General features: G+C 68.7%; 20 protein-coding genes. 5 read left to right on the plus strand and 15 right to left on the minus strand.

The features are described 5' to 3' along the window. Nucleotides 1-121: 121 nt before the first annotated feature. The 5 genes from FEF15_RS15175 to FEF15_RS15195 form a co-directional block, all read right to left on the minus strand. Nucleotides 122-475 carry a DUF1428 domain-containing protein gene (locus FEF15_RS15175; protein WP_163560016.1) on the minus strand — a complete coding sequence of 118 codons (354 nt, stop codon included), beginning with the start codon at nt 473-475 and terminating at the stop codon, nt 122-124. Continuing rightward, complete coding sequence (locus FEF15_RS15180; RefSeq protein WP_163560017.1) at nt 472-846, minus strand: YciI family protein; 375 nt, start codon at nt 844-846, stop codon at nt 472-474. Before FEF15_RS15180 ends, FEF15_RS15175 begins: the two co-directional genes overlap by 4 nt. Next, entirely contained in the window at nt 843-1,682 is an 840-nt protein-coding gene (locus FEF15_RS15185) for a YciI family protein (RefSeq protein ID WP_163560018.1), read from the minus strand. The genes FEF15_RS15180 and FEF15_RS15185 overlap by 4 nt, the downstream gene beginning before the upstream one ends. Nucleotides 1,683-1,763: 81 nt before the next feature. Further along, a complete protein-coding gene (locus FEF15_RS15190) occupies nt 1,764-3,017 on the minus strand; it encodes a DUF6596 domain-containing protein (RefSeq protein ID WP_346427868.1) in 1,254 nt (417 codons plus the stop codon). Next, nucleotides 3,014-4,048: a helix-turn-helix domain-containing protein gene (locus FEF15_RS15195; RefSeq protein WP_163560019.1), complete on the minus strand. Its 1,035-nt coding sequence runs from the start codon at nt 4,046-4,048 to the stop codon at nt 3,014-3,016. Before FEF15_RS15195 ends, FEF15_RS15190 begins: the two co-directional genes overlap by 4 nt. 108 nt (nt 4,049-4,156) lie before the next feature. Between FEF15_RS15195 and FEF15_RS15200 the strand changes: the two genes are divergently transcribed. Then, nucleotides 4,157-5,242, plus strand: coding sequence for a class I SAM-dependent methyltransferase (locus FEF15_RS15200; RefSeq protein ID WP_163560020.1), 1,086 nt, complete (start codon nt 4,157-4,159; stop codon nt 5,240-5,242). A 77-nt stretch (nt 5,243-5,319) separates the two neighbouring features. Then, on the plus strand, nt 5,320-6,267 hold the full coding sequence (locus tag FEF15_RS15205; RefSeq protein WP_163560021.1) for a threonine/serine dehydratase: 948 nt from the start codon (nt 5,320-5,322) through the stop codon (nt 6,265-6,267). Nucleotides 6,268-6,302: 35 nt separating this feature from the next. Here FEF15_RS15205 and FEF15_RS15210 read toward each other — a convergent pair whose 3' ends face one another. Next, nucleotides 6,303-6,905: a LysE family translocator gene (locus tag FEF15_RS15210; RefSeq protein ID WP_163560022.1), complete on the minus strand. Its 603-nt coding sequence runs from the start codon at nt 6,903-6,905 to the stop codon at nt 6,303-6,305. Nucleotides 6,906-7,003: 98 nt separating this feature from the next. On the opposite strand from FEF15_RS15210, the gene FEF15_RS15215 reads away from it, so the two are divergent. Next, entirely contained in the window at nt 7,004-8,398 is a 1,395-nt protein-coding gene (locus tag FEF15_RS15215; protein WP_163560023.1) for a PLP-dependent aminotransferase family protein, read from the plus strand. Nucleotides 8,399-8,405: 7 nt separating this feature from the next. Here FEF15_RS15215 and FEF15_RS15220 read toward each other — a convergent pair whose 3' ends face one another. Together FEF15_RS15220 and FEF15_RS15225 are read right to left on the minus strand one after the other, a co-directional pair. Beyond that, on the minus strand, nt 8,406-9,608 hold the full coding sequence (locus tag FEF15_RS15220) for an acetate/propionate family kinase (RefSeq protein ID WP_163560024.1): 1,203 nt from the start codon (nt 9,606-9,608) through the stop codon (nt 8,406-8,408). Then, nucleotides 9,608-11,023 (minus strand): bifunctional enoyl-CoA hydratase/phosphate acetyltransferase, encoded by a 1,416-nt coding sequence (locus FEF15_RS15225; RefSeq protein WP_163560025.1) that lies wholly within the window; start codon nt 11,021-11,023, stop codon nt 9,608-9,610. Before FEF15_RS15225 ends, FEF15_RS15220 begins: the two co-directional genes overlap by 1 nt. 180 nt (nt 11,024-11,203) lie before the next feature. On the opposite strand from FEF15_RS15225, the gene FEF15_RS15230 reads away from it, so the two are divergent. Beyond that, entirely contained in the window at nt 11,204-11,671 is a 468-nt protein-coding gene (locus FEF15_RS15230) for a RidA family protein (protein WP_163560026.1), read from the plus strand. A gap of 8 nt (nt 11,672-11,679) precedes the next feature. Here the strand turns inward: FEF15_RS15230 and FEF15_RS15235 are convergent, their stop codons facing one another. From FEF15_RS15235 to FEF15_RS15250, 4 genes are read right to left on the minus strand one after another with little or no spacing between them, the layout of a single operon-like run. Then, nucleotides 11,680-12,591 (minus strand): metal ABC transporter permease, encoded by a 912-nt coding sequence (locus FEF15_RS15235; RefSeq protein ID WP_163560027.1) that lies wholly within the window; start codon nt 12,589-12,591, stop codon nt 11,680-11,682. Further along, nucleotides 12,588-13,805, minus strand: a complete 1,218-nt coding sequence (locus FEF15_RS15240) for a metal ABC transporter permease (RefSeq protein WP_163560028.1) — start codon at nt 13,803-13,805, stop codon at nt 12,588-12,590. Before FEF15_RS15240 ends, FEF15_RS15235 begins: the two co-directional genes overlap by 4 nt. Continuing rightward, on the minus strand, nt 13,805-14,611 hold the full coding sequence (locus FEF15_RS15245; protein WP_163560029.1) for a metal ABC transporter ATP-binding protein: 807 nt from the start codon (nt 14,609-14,611) through the stop codon (nt 13,805-13,807). Before FEF15_RS15245 ends, FEF15_RS15240 begins: the two co-directional genes overlap by 1 nt. Continuing rightward, on the minus strand, nt 14,608-15,600 hold the full coding sequence (locus FEF15_RS15250) for a zinc ABC transporter substrate-binding protein (RefSeq protein ID WP_163560030.1): 993 nt from the start codon (nt 15,598-15,600) through the stop codon (nt 14,608-14,610). The genes FEF15_RS15245 and FEF15_RS15250 overlap by 4 nt, the downstream gene beginning before the upstream one ends. Nucleotides 15,601-15,748: 148 nt before the next feature. On the opposite strand from FEF15_RS15250, the gene FEF15_RS15255 reads away from it, so the two are divergent. Then, nucleotides 15,749-16,339 carry a cytochrome b gene (locus FEF15_RS15255; RefSeq protein WP_163560031.1) on the plus strand — a complete coding sequence of 197 codons (591 nt, stop codon included), beginning with the start codon at nt 15,749-15,751 and terminating at the stop codon, nt 16,337-16,339. 3 nt (nt 16,340-16,342) lie between these two features. Here the strand turns inward: FEF15_RS15255 and gntR are convergent, their stop codons facing one another. Genes gntR through FEF15_RS15270 form a run of 3 tightly spaced genes read right to left on the minus strand, consistent with a single transcriptional unit; the run spans nt 16,343 to nt 19,148 of the window. Then, nucleotides 16,343-17,338 (minus strand): gluconate operon transcriptional repressor GntR, encoded by a 996-nt coding sequence (gene gntR / locus FEF15_RS15260; RefSeq protein ID WP_163560032.1) that lies wholly within the window; start codon nt 17,336-17,338, stop codon nt 16,343-16,345. A 4-nt stretch (nt 17,339-17,342) separates the two neighbouring features. Next, complete coding sequence (locus tag FEF15_RS15265) at nt 17,343-17,852, minus strand: gluconokinase (protein WP_346427869.1); 510 nt, start codon at nt 17,850-17,852, stop codon at nt 17,343-17,345. Nucleotides 17,853-17,864: 12 nt separating this feature from the next. Next, nucleotides 17,865-19,148, minus strand: coding sequence for a TRAP transporter large permease (locus tag FEF15_RS15270; RefSeq protein ID WP_163560033.1), 1,284 nt, complete (start codon nt 19,146-19,148; stop codon nt 17,865-17,867).

Raw genomic sequence — 19,148 nt, forward strand, 5'->3', positions numbered from 1 at the left:
GAGGCACCACCCTCGGGAACAGCGCCAGTCAGGCGCTGCGCGCCATGCCTGGCGCACATCAATAGGGCCCGCGAGATCGCGGGCCCTGTTACCATTAATCCACTGACGACTCATCCACTGACTACTCGTCCACGACGACCTCGAAGCCGCCGTAGATCAGCCGCTTGCCGTCAAAAGGCATGGGATTCGCGTCGGGCTGCAGGCGCGGGTCCTCCATGACCTTGGCCATGCCCCGGTCGCGCACCTCGCGCGAGGGCCAAGTGATCCAGGAGAAGATCACGGTCTCGTCCGGCTGGCACTTCACCGCCATGGGAAACGAGGTGACCTTACCCTCCGGCACGTCATCGCCCCAGCACTCCACTATCTGCAGGGCACAGTGCTCCTTGAACACCGCCGCGGCATCACTGGCGTGCTGGATGTACTGCTCGCGGTTGGCGGTAGGCACCGCTGCAACGAATCCATCGACGTAAGTCATGACTCTACTCCCGTGTCTCGTGGGGGAAGTTCTCGCACCGGACGCACCTCGATGGTGCCGAAGCGGGCGGGGGGAATGCGGCTGGCCAGTTGCACGGCCTCGTTGAGATCGCGCGCCTCCAGCAGATAGAAGCCGGCCAGCTGCTCCTTGGTTTCGGCGAAGGGACCGTCGGAGATCAGCACCTCGCCGTCGCGCAGCCTTACGCTGGCGGCGCTTTCCACCGGCTGCAGGGCCTCGCCGGCCAGGAAGTGCCCCTGGTCGGTCAGGCGCTCCACCCCGGCCAGGCACTCCTGGTTGAGGTCGTGCCACTCCTGCTCGCCCATGGCCTCGATGAGGCGTTCCTGGTAGTAGACCAGCGCGGCATATTTCATGGCTCCTTCTCCTCGTTGCTCATCGGACAGCGGCCGGTCTGGCAGCCGATCATCCAGTGCACGCCGAAGCGGTCGGTCGCCATGCCGAAGCCCCGCGCCCAGAAGGTGGGCGCGAACGGCATGGTGACCTGACCGCCCTCGGCCAGCCGCTGGAACACCGTCTCGGCCTGGTCGCACGCCTCGTACTCGAGGTGCACCTGGGCTCCCTGCGGCGCCTGATAGCAATCGCCGGCCATGTCGGCGCCCATCAGCCGGCGACCGCGCACGTTGAGCGAGGCGTGGATGATCCGATCATGTAGCTCAGGCGGGGTGTCTCGGGCGGCCGGGGTCTCGCCGTAGGTGATCAGCGCCTCCAGCCGGCCACCGGTGACCTCGGCGTAGAGGGCCATCGCCTCGCGGCAGGTGCCAGGAAAGCACAGGTGCACGTTGAGCTCGCTGGGCAGACGGGCCAGATCACGGTGCTTTTCCACACCGGGCCCCGGTTCGAAGTCCTCGAGGCTGAAGTACCGGCGCAGCTCCAGGGTGACGTCGCCGTCCTCATGGGGCCACTGCCGGGCCCACTCGACGGCGGTCTCGAGCGAGTCCGCTTCCAGCACGGTGTAGCCAGCGAGCAGTTCCTTGGTCTCGGCAAAGGGGCCGCCGGTGACCAGGACTTCTCCATCGCGCCGCTCGATCCGGCAGCCTTCGCGGCTCGGCCGCAGGCCGTCACCCGTGACCAATAGCCCAGCCTCGGCCAGCCGGCGGTTGTACTCCGCCATGGTCTCGAGCAGCGCCTGGCTGGGCAGCTTGCCGGCTTCGGTCGCCTCATCCGCCTTGCGCATCAGCATGTATCGCATGGATTCCACCTCCGTTGGCTGGTTGCCTCCCTGAGTCGCGCGACGACCAGGCAGATCGACAACACCGCAGGATTTTTCTCGCTACGAGGTGCTCAGCTCGGCCAGCCGGCGCTCCAGGAAGCGCCGCTCCGGCTCCTGGGCGGTCAGGGCCAGGGCGTGTTCATAGGCGAAGCGGGCCGCCTGAAGATGGCCGGCGCGGCGATGCAAATCGGCCCGGGCGGCATGGAAGAGGTGGTAGCCGACGACCGCCTTGTGGCCCTCCAGCGACTCCAGCAGGCGCAGGCCGGCCTGCGGGCCGTCGCGCATGGCCACTGCCACCGCGTGGTTGAGGGCGATCACCGGCGAGGGCTGGCGGCGATAGAGCGCCTCGTAGAGCGTCACGATCCGTGCCCAGTCGGTCGCCTCGGCGCTGGGCGAGCGCGCATGTTCGGCGGCGATCGAGGCCTGCAGCGTGTACGGGCCGGTGGGCGTCAGCGCCAGCGCCTGGGCCAGCCGGGAAAGGCCTTCGCGGATGCGCCGCCGGTCCCAGCGGCTTCGGTCCTGCTCCTCCAGGGGGATCAGATCCCCGCCCGGCCCCTGACGAGCCTCGCGCCGGGCATCGTGCAACCGCATCAACGCCTGCAGCCCGAAGACCTCGCCCCGGGGCAGCAACTCGGCCAGCGCCTCGGCCAGTTCCATGGCCTCTGTCGAGAGGCTGATATCGACCAGCGATTCCCCGGCACTCGACGAGTAGCCCTCGTTGAACACCAGATAGATCACGCGCAGGACATCGGGCAGGCGTTCCGGCAGGTCCCGGGCGTCCGGGACCTCGTAGGGGATACCGGCATCGCGAATCTTGCGCTTGGCGCGCACGATGCGCTGGGCCAGGGTGGCGGGCTTGTGCAGCAGTGCCCTGGCCACCTGCTCGGTGGTGAGCCCACACATCTCGCGCAGGGTCAGCGCCACGCGCTCCTCTAGGGCCAGGTGGGGGTGACAGCAGGTAAACAGCAGCCGCAGCGGGTCGTGCGCAATGCTACGTTCATCCAGGCTGGCCGTATCGTCATCGGGCGCCACGAGGTGGGCATGGTGGCGCGATGTCTGGCGGCGGCGAATCTGGTCGATGCCGCGGCGCTGGCCGGTGCGGATCAGCCAGGCGGCGGGATGCTCGGGCATGCCCTGTTCCGGCCACTGCTGCACGGCGGCCATGAAGGCCTCCTGCAGCGCCTCTTCGGCCAGCTCGAAATCGCCGAGCAGGCGAATCAGCGTCGCGAGCACCCGGCGTGACTGCTGCTGATAAAGCCGTGCGATGATGGGCTGGTAGTCCATGGTATTGGTGGGCTCGACCGAGAGGCTCACTGCAATCTTAGCCGCAGGGCACGAAAACGCCGCCGGTACTGGCTCGGCGTCAGCCCCACCCGGCGCCCGAACAGGCGGCGGAAGAAGCTCGGGTCGGCATAGCCCACCTGCTCGGCCACCACGTCGATGGGCGCGTCGCCACTCTCCAGGATCTGTTTGGCTTCCTCGAGGCGCAGGGTGTGCACGTACTCCATGGGCGTCATGCCGGTGGCGGTCTTGAAGCGGCGCTTGAAGGAGCGCTCGGTCAGGCCGCTGAGTTCGACCATGCCGGCCACCGGCGAGTGGGTGTCGTAGTGCTGGGCCACCCACACTTGGCAGCGCGCGATACAGGCATCCTCCACCTGGCGGGAACTGGTCAGGACCGCATAAGGTTGCTGGCCCTCCTGGTGCCAGTCGATCAGGTTGATGCGCGCCAGGTGCATGGCCTCCTCGACCCCCACCAGCCGCGCCACCAGAAACAGCGCCAGGTCGACCCAGGAGGTGCCGCCGCCGGCCATGATCAACCGCTGCCCTTCCCCGCTCACCACCAGGCTGCGATGGGCATGTACCCGTGTGGTCGGAAACCGCCGGGCCAGTGCTTCACAGTAGGCCCAGTGGGTCGTGGCATCCTCGCCGTCGAGCAGGCCCGCCTCGGCCAGCAGCAGCGCACCGGTACAGGCGGCGGCCAGCATGGCGCCCTGCGCCTGGCAGGCCTGCAGCCAGGCAATCTCCGCAGCGTACCCCTCCAGACCGGCATCCGGCGCGACGAAGAGATCGGGAATGCACACCACCGCGGGTGCCGGGCAGTCGGCCAGCGCCGCATCCGGCTCGATCCAGGCGCCATTGGCGGCGCGGAAGCCGCGACCGTCGCGAGAGACGATCATCGGCTTCAGCAGCGGCTCCCCCATCCGGCCGCTCATCAGGAACTCCCAGTCACGCCCCACCGACCCCAGCAGGTCGTACATGCCATACAGCGTGGAGGCGGTGGCATCCGGTCCCGCCAGCAGCGCCACGGTGAGCGCCGTGGGAGCGGGTTGGGCAAGCAGGCTCATGGCAGAAAACCCCCGATCGCGTCACGATGCGCCAGCGTCGTGGCGGCCATCTCGGCGTAACCTGCTCCCGGCACGCGATGCCATCTCAACAACAAGAGGAGCCAGATAATGTGTGATATCGCCATCCCAACAGCCGAGCAGGCCACGACCAACGACTTCGAGACCCGACTGGTACAGGCACTCAACGAGAGCGGCCTGCTGCTGCTGACCTCCATCGGCCACCGCACCGGCCTGCTCGAGGCGCTGGCGGGCCAGGCAGCGCTCACCAGCCAGGCGCTGGCCGAGCACACCGGCCTGCAGGAGCGCTACGTGCGCGAGTGGCTGGGCGGCATGGTCGCCGCCGAGGTGGTCGAGACCGACCCGCAGGCGGCCACCTACTGGCTGCCGGACGAGCGCGCCGAGCTGCTCACCAACAAGGGGCCGGTGAACCTGGCCGTTTATGCCCAGTTTATCCCGTTGCTGGGCAGTGTGGAGGATGACGTGGTGCGCTGCTTCCGCGAAGGCGGCGGCGTGCCCTACTCCCGCTACCCGCGCTTCCAGGAGGTGATGGCCAGCGACAGCGCCCAGACGGTGCTGCCGGCGCTGTTCGACGCCATCCTGCCGCTCGCCTCTGAGCTTCCCGAGCGGCTGGAAGCCGGCATCCGGGTGCTCGACTGCGCCTGTGGCCGGGGGTGTGCCCTGCTCGCCATGGCCGAGCGCTACCCGCAAAGCCGCTTCGTCGGTTACGACCTCTCCGACGAGGCGATCGGCTGGGCCAACGCGCAGGCCGCGCGCGCCGGGCTCACCAACCTGACCTTCGAGGTGCGGGACCTGAGCGACTTCGACGCCACCACGGAACCAGCGGCGTTCGACCTGATCACCACCTTCGACGGCATCCACGACCAGGGGCAGCCGCGCCGGCTGCTGGCGGGCATTCGCAGGAGCCTCGCCGCGGATGGCGTCTACCTGGTGCAAGACATCCACGCCTCGAGCCACCACCACCTGGACCGCGACCACCCGCTCGGTGCGATGCTCTACGCCGTCTCGGTGAGCCACTGCATGACGGTGTCGCTGGCCCAGGGCGGCGAAGGGCTGGGCACCATGTGGGGCCGCGAGCGGGCGCTGGCCTACCTGAAAGAAGCGGGCTTTGCGGACGTCCAGGTCCATCAGCTCGAACACGACTTCCAGAACGACTACTTCGTCTGTCGGCCCTGAGAGTACGCCCCCTACACTGGAAGGCAAAGCAGGCCCCCGCACCACGGGGGTCTGCTTCACATGCCGACGGAGGTCCCATGATCGAACTGGAACACGTGCAGCAGGCCCAGGCGCGCATCGCCGACACCCTCCTCCCCACCCCCCTGGTGATGGATCACCGCCTCTCCGAACGGCTGGAGCGGCGCGTGTGGCTGAAGGGCGAGCTGTTCCAGCGCACCGGCTCCTTCAAACCGCGCGGGGCGCTCAACTGGGTGCGCACGGCCTCAGTGCAGGAGCTCGAAGGCGGGCTCGGCGCCGTCTCCGCCGGCAACCATGCCCTGGGGCTCGCCTGGGCGGCCCGCGAGGCCAACACGCCGGTGACCATCGTGATGCCGGAGAACGCCAGTCCCTTCAAGGTGGAGGGAACGCGGGAGCTGGGCGCCGAGGTGATCTTGCACGGTGACATCAACGACGCCTGGGCGCTGATGCATCGGCTGGTGTCGGAGCGCGCCCTGACCCTGGTCCACCCCTACGACGACGAGCGCATCATCGCCGGCCAGGGCAGCGTGGGCCTGGAGATTTTCGAACAAGCCCCCGAGGCTGCGGCGATCCTCTGTCCCATCGGCGGCGGCGGGCTGATCTCGGGCATCGGTGTGGCCGTCGACGCCCTGCGCCCCTCGCTCACCCTGATCGGCGTAGAACCGGCCGGGGCGGCAAGCATGGCGCACGCCTGGGCCGGCGGCGCCCCGGCGCGGCTCGATGCGGTCGATACCTGCGCCAAGAGCCTGGCCGCGGCCATCGTCGGCAAGCACACCTACCCGCTGAGCCGAGCGCACGTCGACGCCCTCGTCGCCGTGGACGACCCCGCCATCCACGCGGCCCTACGCCACCTGCTCTACGCCAGCAAGCTCGCCGCCGAACCCGGTGCCGCCGTGGGCGTGGCCGCTCTGCTGGAGAATATCGCCACGCTGCCCCCGGATGGCGACCTGGTGGTGGTCGTGACCGGCGGCAACCTGGGACGCGAGGAACTGAGGGAATTCCTGTAAGGCGATGCCCCGCACACGGAACGCTGGCGCGTCGCTCAACCGAGGATGAAGACCACGCAGGCCGCGGTGAGCGCGCCCATCAGGCCGTTGAAGACCCGCCAGGCACGCGGCGTATCGAGCCAGCGACCGATAGCGGTGCCGAAGCCCGCCCACAGCGCGATGCAGGGCAGCCCCACCAGCTCGGCGAAGCCGGCGAGCAGCAGCGCGTTCATCACCGTATCGCCGCCCTCGGGCAGAAAGCCCGCCATAAGCGCCAGCCCCATCACCCACGCCTTGGGGTTGGCGAACTGGAAGGCGGCCGCCTGCCAGAAGCTCAGCGGGCGCCCTTCCCCGTTGCGGCGCAGGTCCGGCGGCGGCGCGGTGGCGATGCGCCAGGCGAGATACAGCAGGTAGGCGCTGCCGATGAAGCGCAGTGCCGTCTGCACGATCGGATAGCGCTCGAACACCAGGCCGAGCCCCAGGGCGATGCCCGCGAAGAGCAAAAAGCAGCCCCCGAGGATGCCGAAGATATGCGGCAGGGTACGCAGGAAGCCGTAGTTGGCCCCGGAGGCGGTGAGCATCACGTTGTTGGGTCCAGGCGTGATGGTCATCGAGATCATGTAGAGGGCCGCCGGCCCCAGGAACGCCAGGATTTCCATGGTATTGCACCCATACATTTTGATTTTTACCGGCTTCACAAGCCGGTAAAATCCAGCATAATGGGTACAAACACGGCGTCAAAGGTTTTATTGTCACCATGACAATCTGGATTCCCCGGCTTGCCGAGACAGGCCCCCGCTACCGCGCCATCAGCGACGCCATCGCGGCAGCGGTGCAGTCGGCCGAGCTCGCTCCCGGCAGCCGCCTGCCACCGCAGCGTCGCCTGGCCGATGCCCTGGGCGTCACCGTGGGCACCATCACCCGCGCCTATGCCGAAGCGGAGCGCCAGGGCTGGGTGCACGCCCGAGTGGGCAGCGGCACCTACGTGCGGGGGGGCGACGACGACCCGGTCGCCCCCTTCCTGGCCAGCCGCCCGGTCGAGGATGGCGTGGTCGACCTGAGCCTGAGCCTGCCGCCGCCGCACCCTTGGCGCGCCGCCGCCCTGGGGCGCGCCCTGGCGGCGATCAGCCAGGATGAGGGGGTGCTCAGGCGGGCGGTGGAATACCAGCCCGAGCGGGGCGTTCCCGCCCACCGGGAGCAGCTTGCCGCCTGGATGGGCCGGCTGGGCCTACCGGTGCCCCCGGAGCGGCTGCTGATCACCCAAGGCGGCCAGCACGGCATCGACCTCACCCTGCGCGCCCTCACCCGGCCAGGGGCGCGCATCGCCGCCGACGCCCTCACCTACCCGGGGCTGATCAGCGCCGCGCGCCAGGCGCACATCAAAGCGCTCCCCGTGCCGCTCGACGCTGCCGGCATGGACATGGAGGCCCTGGCGCGCCTCTGCGCCCAGCAGCCGCCACAGCTCGTCTACGTCACCCCGGAACAGAACAACCCCACCGGCGCCATGCTCAGCGAAGCACGGCGCGAACGGCTCGCCGAGCTGGCCGAGCGCCACGAGTTCTGGATCCTGGAAGATGGCGTACAGTACCTGCCGGACGCCGAGCGCGGCACGCCGCTCTATCGGCTGGCGCCGCAGCGTACCCTGTTCGCCTTCAGCACCGCCAAGGTGCTTGCCGGCGGCCTGCGTATCGGCGTGCTGGTCGTGCCCGAGGCGCTGCAGGAGCGGCTGGGCGCGGCGCTGCGCGCCCAGAGCTGGATGGTGCCGCCGCTGATGGTCGAGGCGGTGTGTCACTGGGTAGCCAGCGAGGATGCCGAACGGCTGCTGAGCTGGCAGACCCAGGAGCTGGGCGAGCGCCAGCGCCTGGCCCACGAGCGGCTGGGGAACTACGCGCCCAGCGGGCGCCCCCACGGCAGCAACCTCTGGCTGCCGCTGCCCGAGGGCGTGCGCGCCGCCGAACTGCTCGCCAGCCTGGAGGCGCGCGGCGTGCGCCTGACCAGCGCCGAGCCGTTCTGCGTGGGCAGCGAGCCGGCACCGCAGGCCGTGCGGCTCTGCCTCGGCGCCGCGGCCTCGCGGGAGGCGCTGGCCCGGGCCCTCGAGCGCCTCATCGAGACCCTCGACGAGCCGCCGCCCTCGCCCTGGCGCACGCTGTAAGAGACCGTCAGTCGTCCAGGTGACGCGCGGTGTACCAGGCGATGATGCGCTCCTCGTCGGTGGGAATCACCCACACCCCGAGGCGGCTGTCGGCGGCAGCGATATCGGTGGCGTGCTCGGCGTTGGCAGACGAGTCGAGCCGTGCCCCCAGCCAGCCGCAGCCCTCCACCACCGCGGCACGCACCGGTGCCGCCCGCTCGCCGATCCCCGCGGTGAACACCAGATGATCGAGCCCGCCCAGCGCCGCGGTCAGGCTGCCGATCTCCCGCACGATGCGGTAGACGAACAGCTCGATGGCCTCGGCCGCCGCCGGCGCGTCGCTGGCCAGGAGTTCGCGCATGTCGCCGCTGACTCCCGAGACGCCCAGCAGGCCCGACTCCTTGTAGAGCAGGTGCTGCACGCGCTCGGCGGAAAGGCCTTGGTTGAGGATCAGGTGCAACACCAGGCCGGGGTCGAGACTGCCGCTTCGGGTGCCCATCATCAGCCCCTCCAGGGCGGTGAAGCCCATGGTGGAGGCCACACTCCTGCCGTCGCGCATGGCGCACAGACTGGCGCCGTTGCCCAGGTGGGCGACGATGGTGCGCCCGGTGGCACCGCCCACCTCGCGCGGCAGGACCCGGCTGATGTAGTCGTAGGAGAGCCCGTGGAAGCCGTAGCGGCGAACCCCCGATTCGGCATAGCGGCGCGGCAGCGGACAGGTCTGGGCCACGCGGGGCTGGCCGGCATGGAAGGCGGTATCGAAGCAGGCCACCTGGGGCAGAATGGGGCGCATCTCCCGCAGCGCGCGAACCGGCGCCAGGCCGTGGGGCTGGTGCAGCGGCGCCAGCGGCACCAGTGCATCAAGCCGGGTCAGCCCGGCGCTGTTCAAGGTCAGCGGTTCGCGGTAATCGGGGCCGCCGTGCACGATCCGATGCCCCACGGCAGTGATATCGCCGAGATCGGGATTCGCCTCGATCCAGCCCAGCACCCGCGACAGGGCCGCATCGTGGTCCAGGTCGCTCGGCACGCGTCCCAGTGGCGAGCGCGCCTCGCCGCACTCGCGCCGCCGCCCCTCCGAATCGATCAGGGTCAGCCGCGCCTGGCTGCCCAGGCCCGCGAAGTGGCCCCGGTAGCGCAGCTTGAGTCCCATGAGTTCGGCATCGCGAGGCGCGCCGAACAGGGCGAACTTGAGGCTCGACGAGCCGCTGTTGATGACCAGTATCTCGTCCATCAGCAACCCACCTTCGTCTGGTGCTCGGCAACCAGCAGCGCCAGGGCGCAGGAGGCCAGGCGGGTGATGGCATCGTCGGCGCGGCTGGTCAGCACGATGGGGACCCGCGCGCCCACCACCAGGCCCGCGCCGGAGGCATCGGCCAGGTAGGTGAGCTGCTTCATCAGCATGTTGGCGGCCTCGAGGTCGGGGGCCACCAGGATGTCGGCACGCCCCGCCACCGGCGAGTCGATGCCCTTGGCGGCCGCCGCCGCCTCGGAGACGGCGTTGTCGAAGGCCAGCGGCCCGTCGATCACACCGCCGCGAACCTGGCCCCGCTCGGCCATCTTGCACAGGGCCGCCGCCTCCACGGTGGAGGCGATCTTGGGGTTGACGGTCTCCACCGCCGAGAGGATCGCCACTTTGGGATCGGAGTTGCCCACGGCGTGGGCCAGCTCGATGGCGTTCTGGACGATGTCGCGCTTGGCGGCCAGGTCGGGATAGATGTTGATGGCCGCATCGGTGATGAACAGCGGGCGCGGATAGGTGGGCACGTCGAAGGCCATGACGTGGCTGATGCAGCGCTCGGTGCGCAATCCGCCCTCGCGCTTGACCACCTCGTGGAGCAGCTCCTCGGTGTGCAGCGCTCCCTTCATCAGGGCACCGACCTTGCCGGCGCGGGTCAGCGCCACCGCCTCGGCCGCGGCGGCGTGGCTGTGCGGCACGTCGACCAGCGCGAAGTCGCCGATATCGATGCCCGCCGCCTCGGCCGCGGCACGGATCTTCACCGCCGGCCCTACCAGCACCGGCTCGATCAGCCCCTGGCGCGCCGACTCCCAAGCGCCCTGTAGCGAGACCTCGTCGACCGGGTGAACCACCGCCATGCGCACCGGCGCCGGGTGGTTGGCAGCGCTGAGCAGTTCGTGCAGCCGCGCCCGCTCGGCCAGGCGCACCCGCGGCAGGATGGCACGCGGCCGGCGAATCTTCTCGACAGGGGCCTGCACCTTGGCCTCGCCCTCGATCACCACGCGGCCATCCTGGTTGACGCAGCGGCAGTCGAAGGTGATGCGATGCCGCTCGGCATCCTTGCTGCGGGCGGTCACGCTGACCCTGAGCACGTCGCCGAGACGCACCGGCTCGCGGAAGCGCAACGTCTGCCCCAGGTAGATGGTGCCGGCACCGGGGAGTTCGGTACCCAGCACCGTGGAGATCAGCGCCCCGCCCCACATGCCGTGGGCCACCACCTCCTGAAAACGCGTGCTCTTGGCGAAGTCCTCGTCGAGATGCGCGGGATTGATGTCGCCGGACATGATGGCGAAGAGCTTGATGTCATCGAGCGTCAGGCGCTTCTCGATGGTGGCGCTGTCGCCCACCCGTATCTCGTCGAAGGTGCGATTCTCGATCTGCCCCGGCTCCGCTGCCGTGTCGTTCGCCATGCCCTGCTCCCCGAATCGGTCTTTCACCCAGCATACTGCAGTGCAACATGCGGATGCCATCCCGATAGACGATGCCATGACACACCGAACTGAAGTATGACAGGTATCAAGAGAAGCACAGGCGCGGGGAGCCATCTATAGTGAGCCAGACAGGCGTCATTCACGGCCCATGAGGAAGCCATGCCGCAGTATCGCAACGACCCCACGCTGGAAGTGCCCGTCTTTCCGGGCAGCCACCTGGTCATCGACGAGGACTATATTTTCGTGTCGGGGCTGACGGTCACGGATATCCAGGGCGGCGAAACCGTTCTGGGCGACCTCACCGAGGAAACCAACTGGATCATGCGCCGCCTGGAACGCATGCTCGCCTTTGTCGGCACCGACCTCTCCCACACCGTGCGGGTCGACGTGCACCTCACCAACCTCGACGACATCCACGAATTCGACGCGGCCTACGCGGAGTTCTTCGACCGCGACCGCTATCCCGCACGCACCTGCACCGAGTCACCACGCCTCTACGGCGGGGCCAACGTGGAGGTCACCCTGATGGTGCGTCGGCCCGAGGCCAACGACGAAGCGGCCGACGAATCGGCAGCCGACGAATCACCGCCCAACGAGAACGACGAGGCAGGCCAGGACAGAGACTGACCCTGGCCTCAGGCCGCGGCCGGACGGCGGCGCGGCCCGGCCAGGCAAGCGGCCAGCAGGATCAGCCCCGACAGGGTAGCGATCATCCCGGCGGCACTGAGGGAGACCTCGTAGCCGAACCAGCCCGGACCGTAGCCGGCCAGCACGTAGCCAAGCACCGAGGCGAGCACCGCGAAGCCCTGGCTCCAGGCGATCTGCGCCGCCAGTCGATCGGTCATCAGCCGCGCGGCAGCGGCCGGACAGATGAACATGGCGATCACGATGATCGAGCCCACCGCCTCGAAGGCGGCAATCGCCGCCACCGCCACCAGGCTCACCAGCAGCAGGTCGACCAGGGCGGGATGAGCGCGCACGCTGGCGGCGTAATCGGGGTCGAAGCTGCCCAGCACCAAGTGGCGGCGGAAGACCCCCACGAAGGCCACCACCACCAGCCCCACCAGCACCACGCGTGCGAGCTGCGGCGGCAGACCGGCGAGCGCCGCCGGGTCGTACAGGGCACCCGGACCGGTACCCTCGAACCAGATCAGACTCTCCAGGTTGCCGTACAGGGCGTGCTCCACGTCCAGGTGCACGCCGGTGGCGTCGTGCCACTCCAGCAGCAGCACGCCAACAGCGAAGAGGCTGGTGAAGGTCACGCCCATGGCCGCGCTGGTCTCCACCCGGCCGAGCCGGCGAATCAGCTCGATCATCACCACCGTGACCAGCGCCGACACCCCGGCACCCAGCATCATGGCCGTGGAGGCGAGCATGCCGGTGAGAATGAAGCTGACCACGATGCCGGGCAGCGCCACGTGGCTGATCGCATCACCGATCAGGCTCTGGCGCCGCAGCACGAGGAAATTGCCCAGCAACGCACAGGTCATGCCGATCACCACGGCCACCACCAGCGGCACCAGGCTGAACATCATGAAATCGCTCATGCCCGGCTCCCTGCCGAGGCATCGCCCAGCAGCTCGGCTTCCAGGGTCATGATGGCGTCCGGCGAGAGCACGTGGGCAATCGGCGTGAGCCCCGAGTGCTCCTGCTGCAGGGCATCCTCGGGGTAGCGTTCGCGGTACAGCGCCCACAGGCGCTCCTCGTGCTCGGCATCGCGCGCCGCGGCGCGCCCGGGCAGGGTGGGCACGCCGTCGCGGCGCAGATAGCCGCGCCGGCGCAGCACCTTGAGGGTGAGGTCGTCGAAGATCGGCTCGTCCCGGGCCACGGCCAGCAGCCCCTGACGCAGGTGCACCCGGCGCCGAAAGCGCTGGTAGGCCAGCAGCGAGGCGAGCACCCCGCGCCGCGGCGAAAACAGGAAGGAGACGAAGAACAGCGCAAAGGCGGCCAGCACGATCAGGGGGCCGGTGGGCAGTCCCTCGGCCACCGCGGAGAGCGTGACCCCCAGGTAGCCGGCCAGGGTGCCCAGCACGGCGGCCAAGGCCACCATGCGCAGCGGTCGGTCGCTCCAGAAGCGCGCCGTCACCGGCGGGATGATGGTCAGCGCCACGATCAGGATCAGCCCGGTGACCTTGAGGCCGATCACCACCACCACCATGAGCAGCGCCAGCATGGCCAGGTCGATCCGCCCGGTGGGCACACCCTGAGTGCGCGCGAAGTCAGCATCGAAGCAGACCATCAGGAATTCGCGACGCAGTCCCAGGATGGCCAGCAGCACCGCCAGGGCGCAGAGCGCGATCAACTGCGCCTCTGACGCCAGCATGCCGGCCGTGGCGCCCACCAGGTAGCCGGTGAGGCCAGCCTGCCCCGTGACCGCCATCGACTGAATGACGGTGATCAGCACCACGCCGAAGGCGAAGAAGGTGGAGAGCACCGCACCGATGGCGGCATCTTCGCCCAGCCGGGTGCGCTCGCTGATCCGCTGCACCGCCCACAGGCCGAAGGCGGCACTGCCGGCCGCTCCGGCCAGCAGCGCCGGCAGCCAGCGCCCGTCACCCTGGATCAAACCGACGAGGATGAAGGCCAGCGCCAGACCCGGCAGGGTGGCGTGGCTGATGGCGTCGCTGACCAGCGAGCGCTTGCGCAGCAGGATGAAGGTGCCGATCATGCCGGCGCCGGCCCCCAGCAGCATGGTACCCAGGGTGACCAGGCTGGTGTTGTAGCCCAGGCGAAACGTCAGGGCGAGCCACCAGGTGTCCATCACTCGCTCCGTTGGTTGGCGGGATCCGCCGGCTCCATGAGCCGCGTCAGCTGCATGGGGCTGAGCCGGCCGCCGTAGGTGGCCTGCAGGTGGCGCGCGGTAAACGCCTCGTCCACCGGCCCTGCGGCGATGCGGCGCACGTTGAGCAGCAGCACGTGGTCGAAGTAGTCGCGCACCGTGGCCAGGTCGTGGTGCACGCAGAGCAGCGTGCGCCCCTCGCGTTTGAGCTGCTTGAGCACCTCGACAATGGCCTTCTCGGTGGCGGCGTCGACACCGGCGAAGGGTTCGTCGAGGATGGTCAGCGCCGCCTGCTGGGTCAACGCTCGGGCCAGGAAGACCCGCTGCTGCTGGCCGCCGGAGAGCTGGCCGATCTGGCGGTCGGCGAACGCCTCCATCCCCACCCGGCTGAGACTCTCCAGGGCCCGCTGACGATGATGCCGCCGTGTGAGCTGCCACCAGCGCAGGTCGCGAAACAGCCCCATGACGACCACGTCGATCACCGTGGCGGGAAAGTCCCAGTCGACGCTGGAGCGCTGCGGCACGTAGGCCACGTGCCGCGACATCGCCTCGACGGGCTGGCCGAAGATGTACACCTCGCCGGTAAGGCGCCGGGTGATGCCCAGCACCGCCTTGAGCAGCGTCGACTTGCCGGCGCCGTTGGGGCCGACGATGGCACTCAGGCTGCCCGGCGGGGTGATGAAGTCCACCGAATGGACCACCGGCCGGTGCCCGTAGCTGACCGTCAGCCCCTGGATCGCCAGGGGGCTTTTCATCGCCTCGTCGCTGATGCGCTGCGACTCGGTCATTGGCTCTTCTCCTCCTCCGCATCGAAGGCCAGCCGGCCCAGGCGGCCGCCCTGTGGCACCTCGCCACCGAGAGCCCGGGCGATCACTGAAGCGTTGTGGTCGAGCATCCCCAGCCAGGTGCCTTCGTAGCTGCCCGCCGGCCCCATGGCGTCCGAGAAGAGCTCGCCGCCGATGCGTACCTCATGGCCGAGCGCCTCGGCCCCTTCGATCAGCGCCCGCACGTTGCGATCCGACACCGAGGTTTCGATGAAGATCGCGCCGATCCCGCGCGACACCAGCATCTCCACCATGGCCTCGATGCGCGCCAGCCCCGCCTCGCTCTCCGTGGAGAACCCCTGGATGCCGCGCACCTCGAGGTCGTAGGCATCGCCGAAGTAGCCGAAGGCATCGTGGGCGGTGACCAGCACCCGCGAACCGTCCGGGATGCTGGCCAGCACTTCCTGGGCGTAGCGGTCGACGGCATCGAGCTCCTCCAGATAGGCCGCGGTACGCTCGGCGAAGGCGGCCTCGTGCGCGGGGTCGAGCTCGCTCAGCGCATCGCGGATGGCGACCACCACGTGGCGCCAGCGCTGGGGGTCCATCCAAACGTGGGGGTCGTACTGCGATTCGTACTCCTCGTCGGCAAGACGCGACGCCTCCGGCACCCCCTCGCCCACAGCGTATACCGGGCGGCGCTCGCCAAGCCGCGCGAGGAAATCCTCCAGTTGCGCCTCCAGGTTGAGCCCGTTCCAGAACACGGCGTCGGCCTGGGTCATGGCGCGCACGTCGTGGCGCGTCTGGCGATAGAGGTGGGGGTCGACGCCGGGCCCCATGAGCCCCTGCACCGCCACCGCCTCGCCGCCCACCTGGCGCAGGACATCGGCGATCATGCCGGTCGTCGCCACCACCTGCAGGCGTTCTGCCGATTCCTGAGCATGGGCCGCCAGACCCGGGAACACGAACAGGGAAATCACGAGCCAGGCCCGTGCCAAGGAGCGGATCGACGCCATGCAGGCACTCCTGTGTGATGAGAATCAATGCGTGTTGCCGTAAAGGCTACCACCTATAAGCTATCTTGTCGGAAAGCGTTAGCCGATCGGACCTGGCAAGTCGGTTCATAGCCTCGGACTATCAGGCACCTCCCAGCGGAGCGACATCATGGCCAACCACGAACTCGACACCCCGCTAGACGGGCCGCTCAACCACTACGCTTACGCCCACCGCCTGCTGCACTGGCTGATCGCCGTACTGGTGCTCTTCTCGCTGACGAGCGGCACGACCCTCGGCGCCCTGGGCTTCGAGGGCAGCGTGGAGACCTTCGGCCGCGCGACCACCGACACGATCTACACTCTGCACAAGACCTCCGGGGTCACGATCCTGGGGTTGATGATACTGCGCCTGGGGAGCCGCCTGGCCAACGGCAAGCCGCCCTATGCCGTCCCCCTGCCCACCTTCCATCGCCTGGCCAGCGGCCTGGTGCACACCCTGCTCTACGTGCTGCTGTTCCTGATGCCCATCCTGGGTTGGCTGGCCACGGCCACGGGCGACTTTCCCGTGCAGTTCTTCGCCTGGAACCTACCGAGACTGGTCGGCGTCAACGAGGCGCTCTCCGAGACGCTGTTCGTCTGGCACGGCCGCGTGGGCCTTACGATCCTGCTGCTGGCGTGCCTGCACATTGCCGCCGCCCTCTATCACTGGCTGATCCGCAAGGACGGGGTGATGGCGCGCATGAGCCTGTTGCGGCGCTGAGCGTTACAGGGTCATCCCCGGCTCGATGCGATAGCCCAGGTCGGCCACCGGCTCACCGTGCGCCTCGCCGCGCAGCACGGCCAGCAGCGTGCGCGCGGCCTGCTCACCGATCGCCTGGCGCGGCGTGACCACACTGGCCAGGCGCGGGGTCATCACCTGCCCCACGTCGTGACCGTGGAAGCCGGCAATGGCCATCTGCTCCGGCACGCGGATGCCGCGCCGCAGGCACTCGAAGTAGGCGCCCACGGCAACGTCGTCGTTGGTGCAGAAGATGGCGTCCGTTGCCGGATGGGTGGCGAGGATCTCACCGAGCAGCGAGGCCCCCACGCTGTAGGAGGAGCGCTGACTGCGATGCAGGGTGACCGGCGTCAGGTCCTTCTCGGCCATCGCCTGCCGATAGCCCTTCTCGCGCTGGCGGGTGCGCTCGTCGAGTCGCACCGCCAGGTAGAGCACGTGGCGCCGACCGCGACGGATCATCTCGCTGACCATGTCGTAGGCGGCCTGCACGTTGTCGAAGCCCACCGCGTACTGCAACGGCGGGGTACGCGAGTCCATGATCTCCACGATGGGAATGCCCGCGGTCGAGAGCATGCGCTGGGTGCGCAGGGTATGGCGACTGTCGGAGAGGATCACCCCGTCGACGTTGTAGGAGAGCAGCGAGGCGAGACTGCGCTCCTCGATCTCCTGACTGTAGCCGTAATGTGACAGCATCAGGTGGTAGCCGGCAGGCTGGGTCACCGTCTCGATGCCCACCAGCACGTCGGCGAACACCTGGTTGGTGAGCGACGGCACCAGCAGCCCAATGGAGTGGCTGGTGGCCCGCGAGAGCAGGTCCGGGGCGCGGTTGGGAATGTAGCCGACCTGCTCGGCGGTGCTAAAGATGCGCTCGCGAAGCCCCTCGGACACGGTTGCCGGGTCGCGCAGGCAGCGGCTCACCGTCATCTTGGTGGCACCGACACGGTCGGCGATGTCCTGCAGGGTGGGGCGTCGTTTCTTCACGTCGTCACGATGCCGCCAGATGTCTGAGATAGCTCTCGACCAACGCTTCCGGCGGCTGGGCGATATCCAGCGTCACCGCCTCGTCGGGGACGGGCGGTTCCAAGGCGGCCAGCTGGCTGTCGAGCATCGACTCGCCCTTGAAGAAATGCCCTTCCCGGTCGGCGAGGCGTTGCAACAGGCAGTCGCGGCTACCGCTCAGGAACAGGATGCCCAGCGCTGGATCGCCCCGGCGCAGGGTATCGCGATAGCGCCGCTTGAGCGCCGAGCAGCCGATCACCACCCCGGCATCGCGTCGCCGGTAATCGGCGAAATGCGCGGCGATGGTCTCCAGCCACTCGCGGCGATCCTCGTCGTCGAGGGGCACGCCGCGGGCCATTTTGGCGACGCTGGCCGGGGCATGGTAATCATCACCGTCGACGAAATCGATGCCGAGCCGGTCGGCCAGCAGGCGGCCGACATGCGACTTGCCGCAGCCCGAGACCCCCATCACCAGTATGCGCTTTGCAACCGTCACACCACCCCCTCGTCAGTTGCCACTCACGTCGGTCAGGTCGGGCAGCCAGGTCACCAGGCCCGGAAAGGCGATAAGGATTACCAGCACCACCAGCAGCGCCGCGTAGTAGGGCAGCATGGCGCGCACCAGCTGTTCCATCGACACCTTGCCCACGCCGCAGCCGACATAAAGACAGGTCCCCACCGGCGGCGTCAGCAGGCCGATGCCCAGCACGAAGGCCATCAGCACGCCGAAGTAGACCGGGTCGATGCCCACCGAGGTGACGATCGGCGTGAGCATCGGCGCCATGATCACCATGGCCGGGGTGAGGTCCATGACGAAGCCCACCAGCAGCAGAAGCCCGGCAACGATCATCAGCAGCCAGAAGGGATCCTGGGTGATCGCCTTTACCTGCTCCACCAAGGTCTGGGGCACCATGTTGATGGTCAGAAACCAGGCGATGACCGTGGCGAAGGCCAGCAGCAGCAGCACCATGCCGGTCAGGCGCGCAGTGCGCACCAGCATGCCCCACAGGTCGCGGACACGGAATTCGCGGTAGACCACCAGCGAAATGAACAGCGAATAGAGCAGCGCGGCCACCGCCGCCTCGGTGGCGGTGAACACCCCGCCGATGATGCCACCGATCACGATCACCGGCAGCAACAGCGCCAGCCAGGCGCCCTTGAAGGCCTCCCACAGCAGATCCAGGCGGAACTTTCGCGTCTGCCCGGCGTGCTCGATGCTGGCCATGATGAAGGTGGTCACCATCAGGCCGAACCCGATCAACAGCCCCGGCACGATGCCGGCAATGAACAGCCGGCTGATCGAGGTCTCGGTAACGATACCGAACAGGATCAGCGGAATCGACGGCGGAATGATGATGCCGATCACCGAGGAAACGGTGTTGATGGCGGTGGCATGGGGCGCTGAGTAGCCCTGCTGCTTCATCGAGGGAATCATCATCGAGCCGGTGGCCGCGGTGTCGGCCACCGCCGAGCCGCTGATGCCGCCGAAGAACATCGAGCCGGTGATGGCCACCTGGCCGAGCCCGCCACGGATGAAGCCGACCAGGGCACCGGCCAGCCCCATCAACCGCTGGGCGATGCCGCCGGCGCTCATCACCTCACCGACCAGGATGAAGAAGGGGATGGCCAGCAGTGGAAAGTTGTTGACCCCGCGAATCGACTGCTCGATCAGGATCGACAGCGGAATATCGGAAAGCACCGCCAGGACCACGGCGGCCACCCCCAGCCCGAAGGCAATGGGCAGGCCGATGGCAATGGAGACGAAGAGAATGCCCAGGAAGATCCACAGCAT

Origin of the sequence: Halomonas sp. NO4 (genome assembly GCF_010994375.1) — a bacterium.
Taxonomy (GTDB): Bacteria; Pseudomonadota; Gammaproteobacteria; order Pseudomonadales; family Halomonadaceae; genus Halomonas.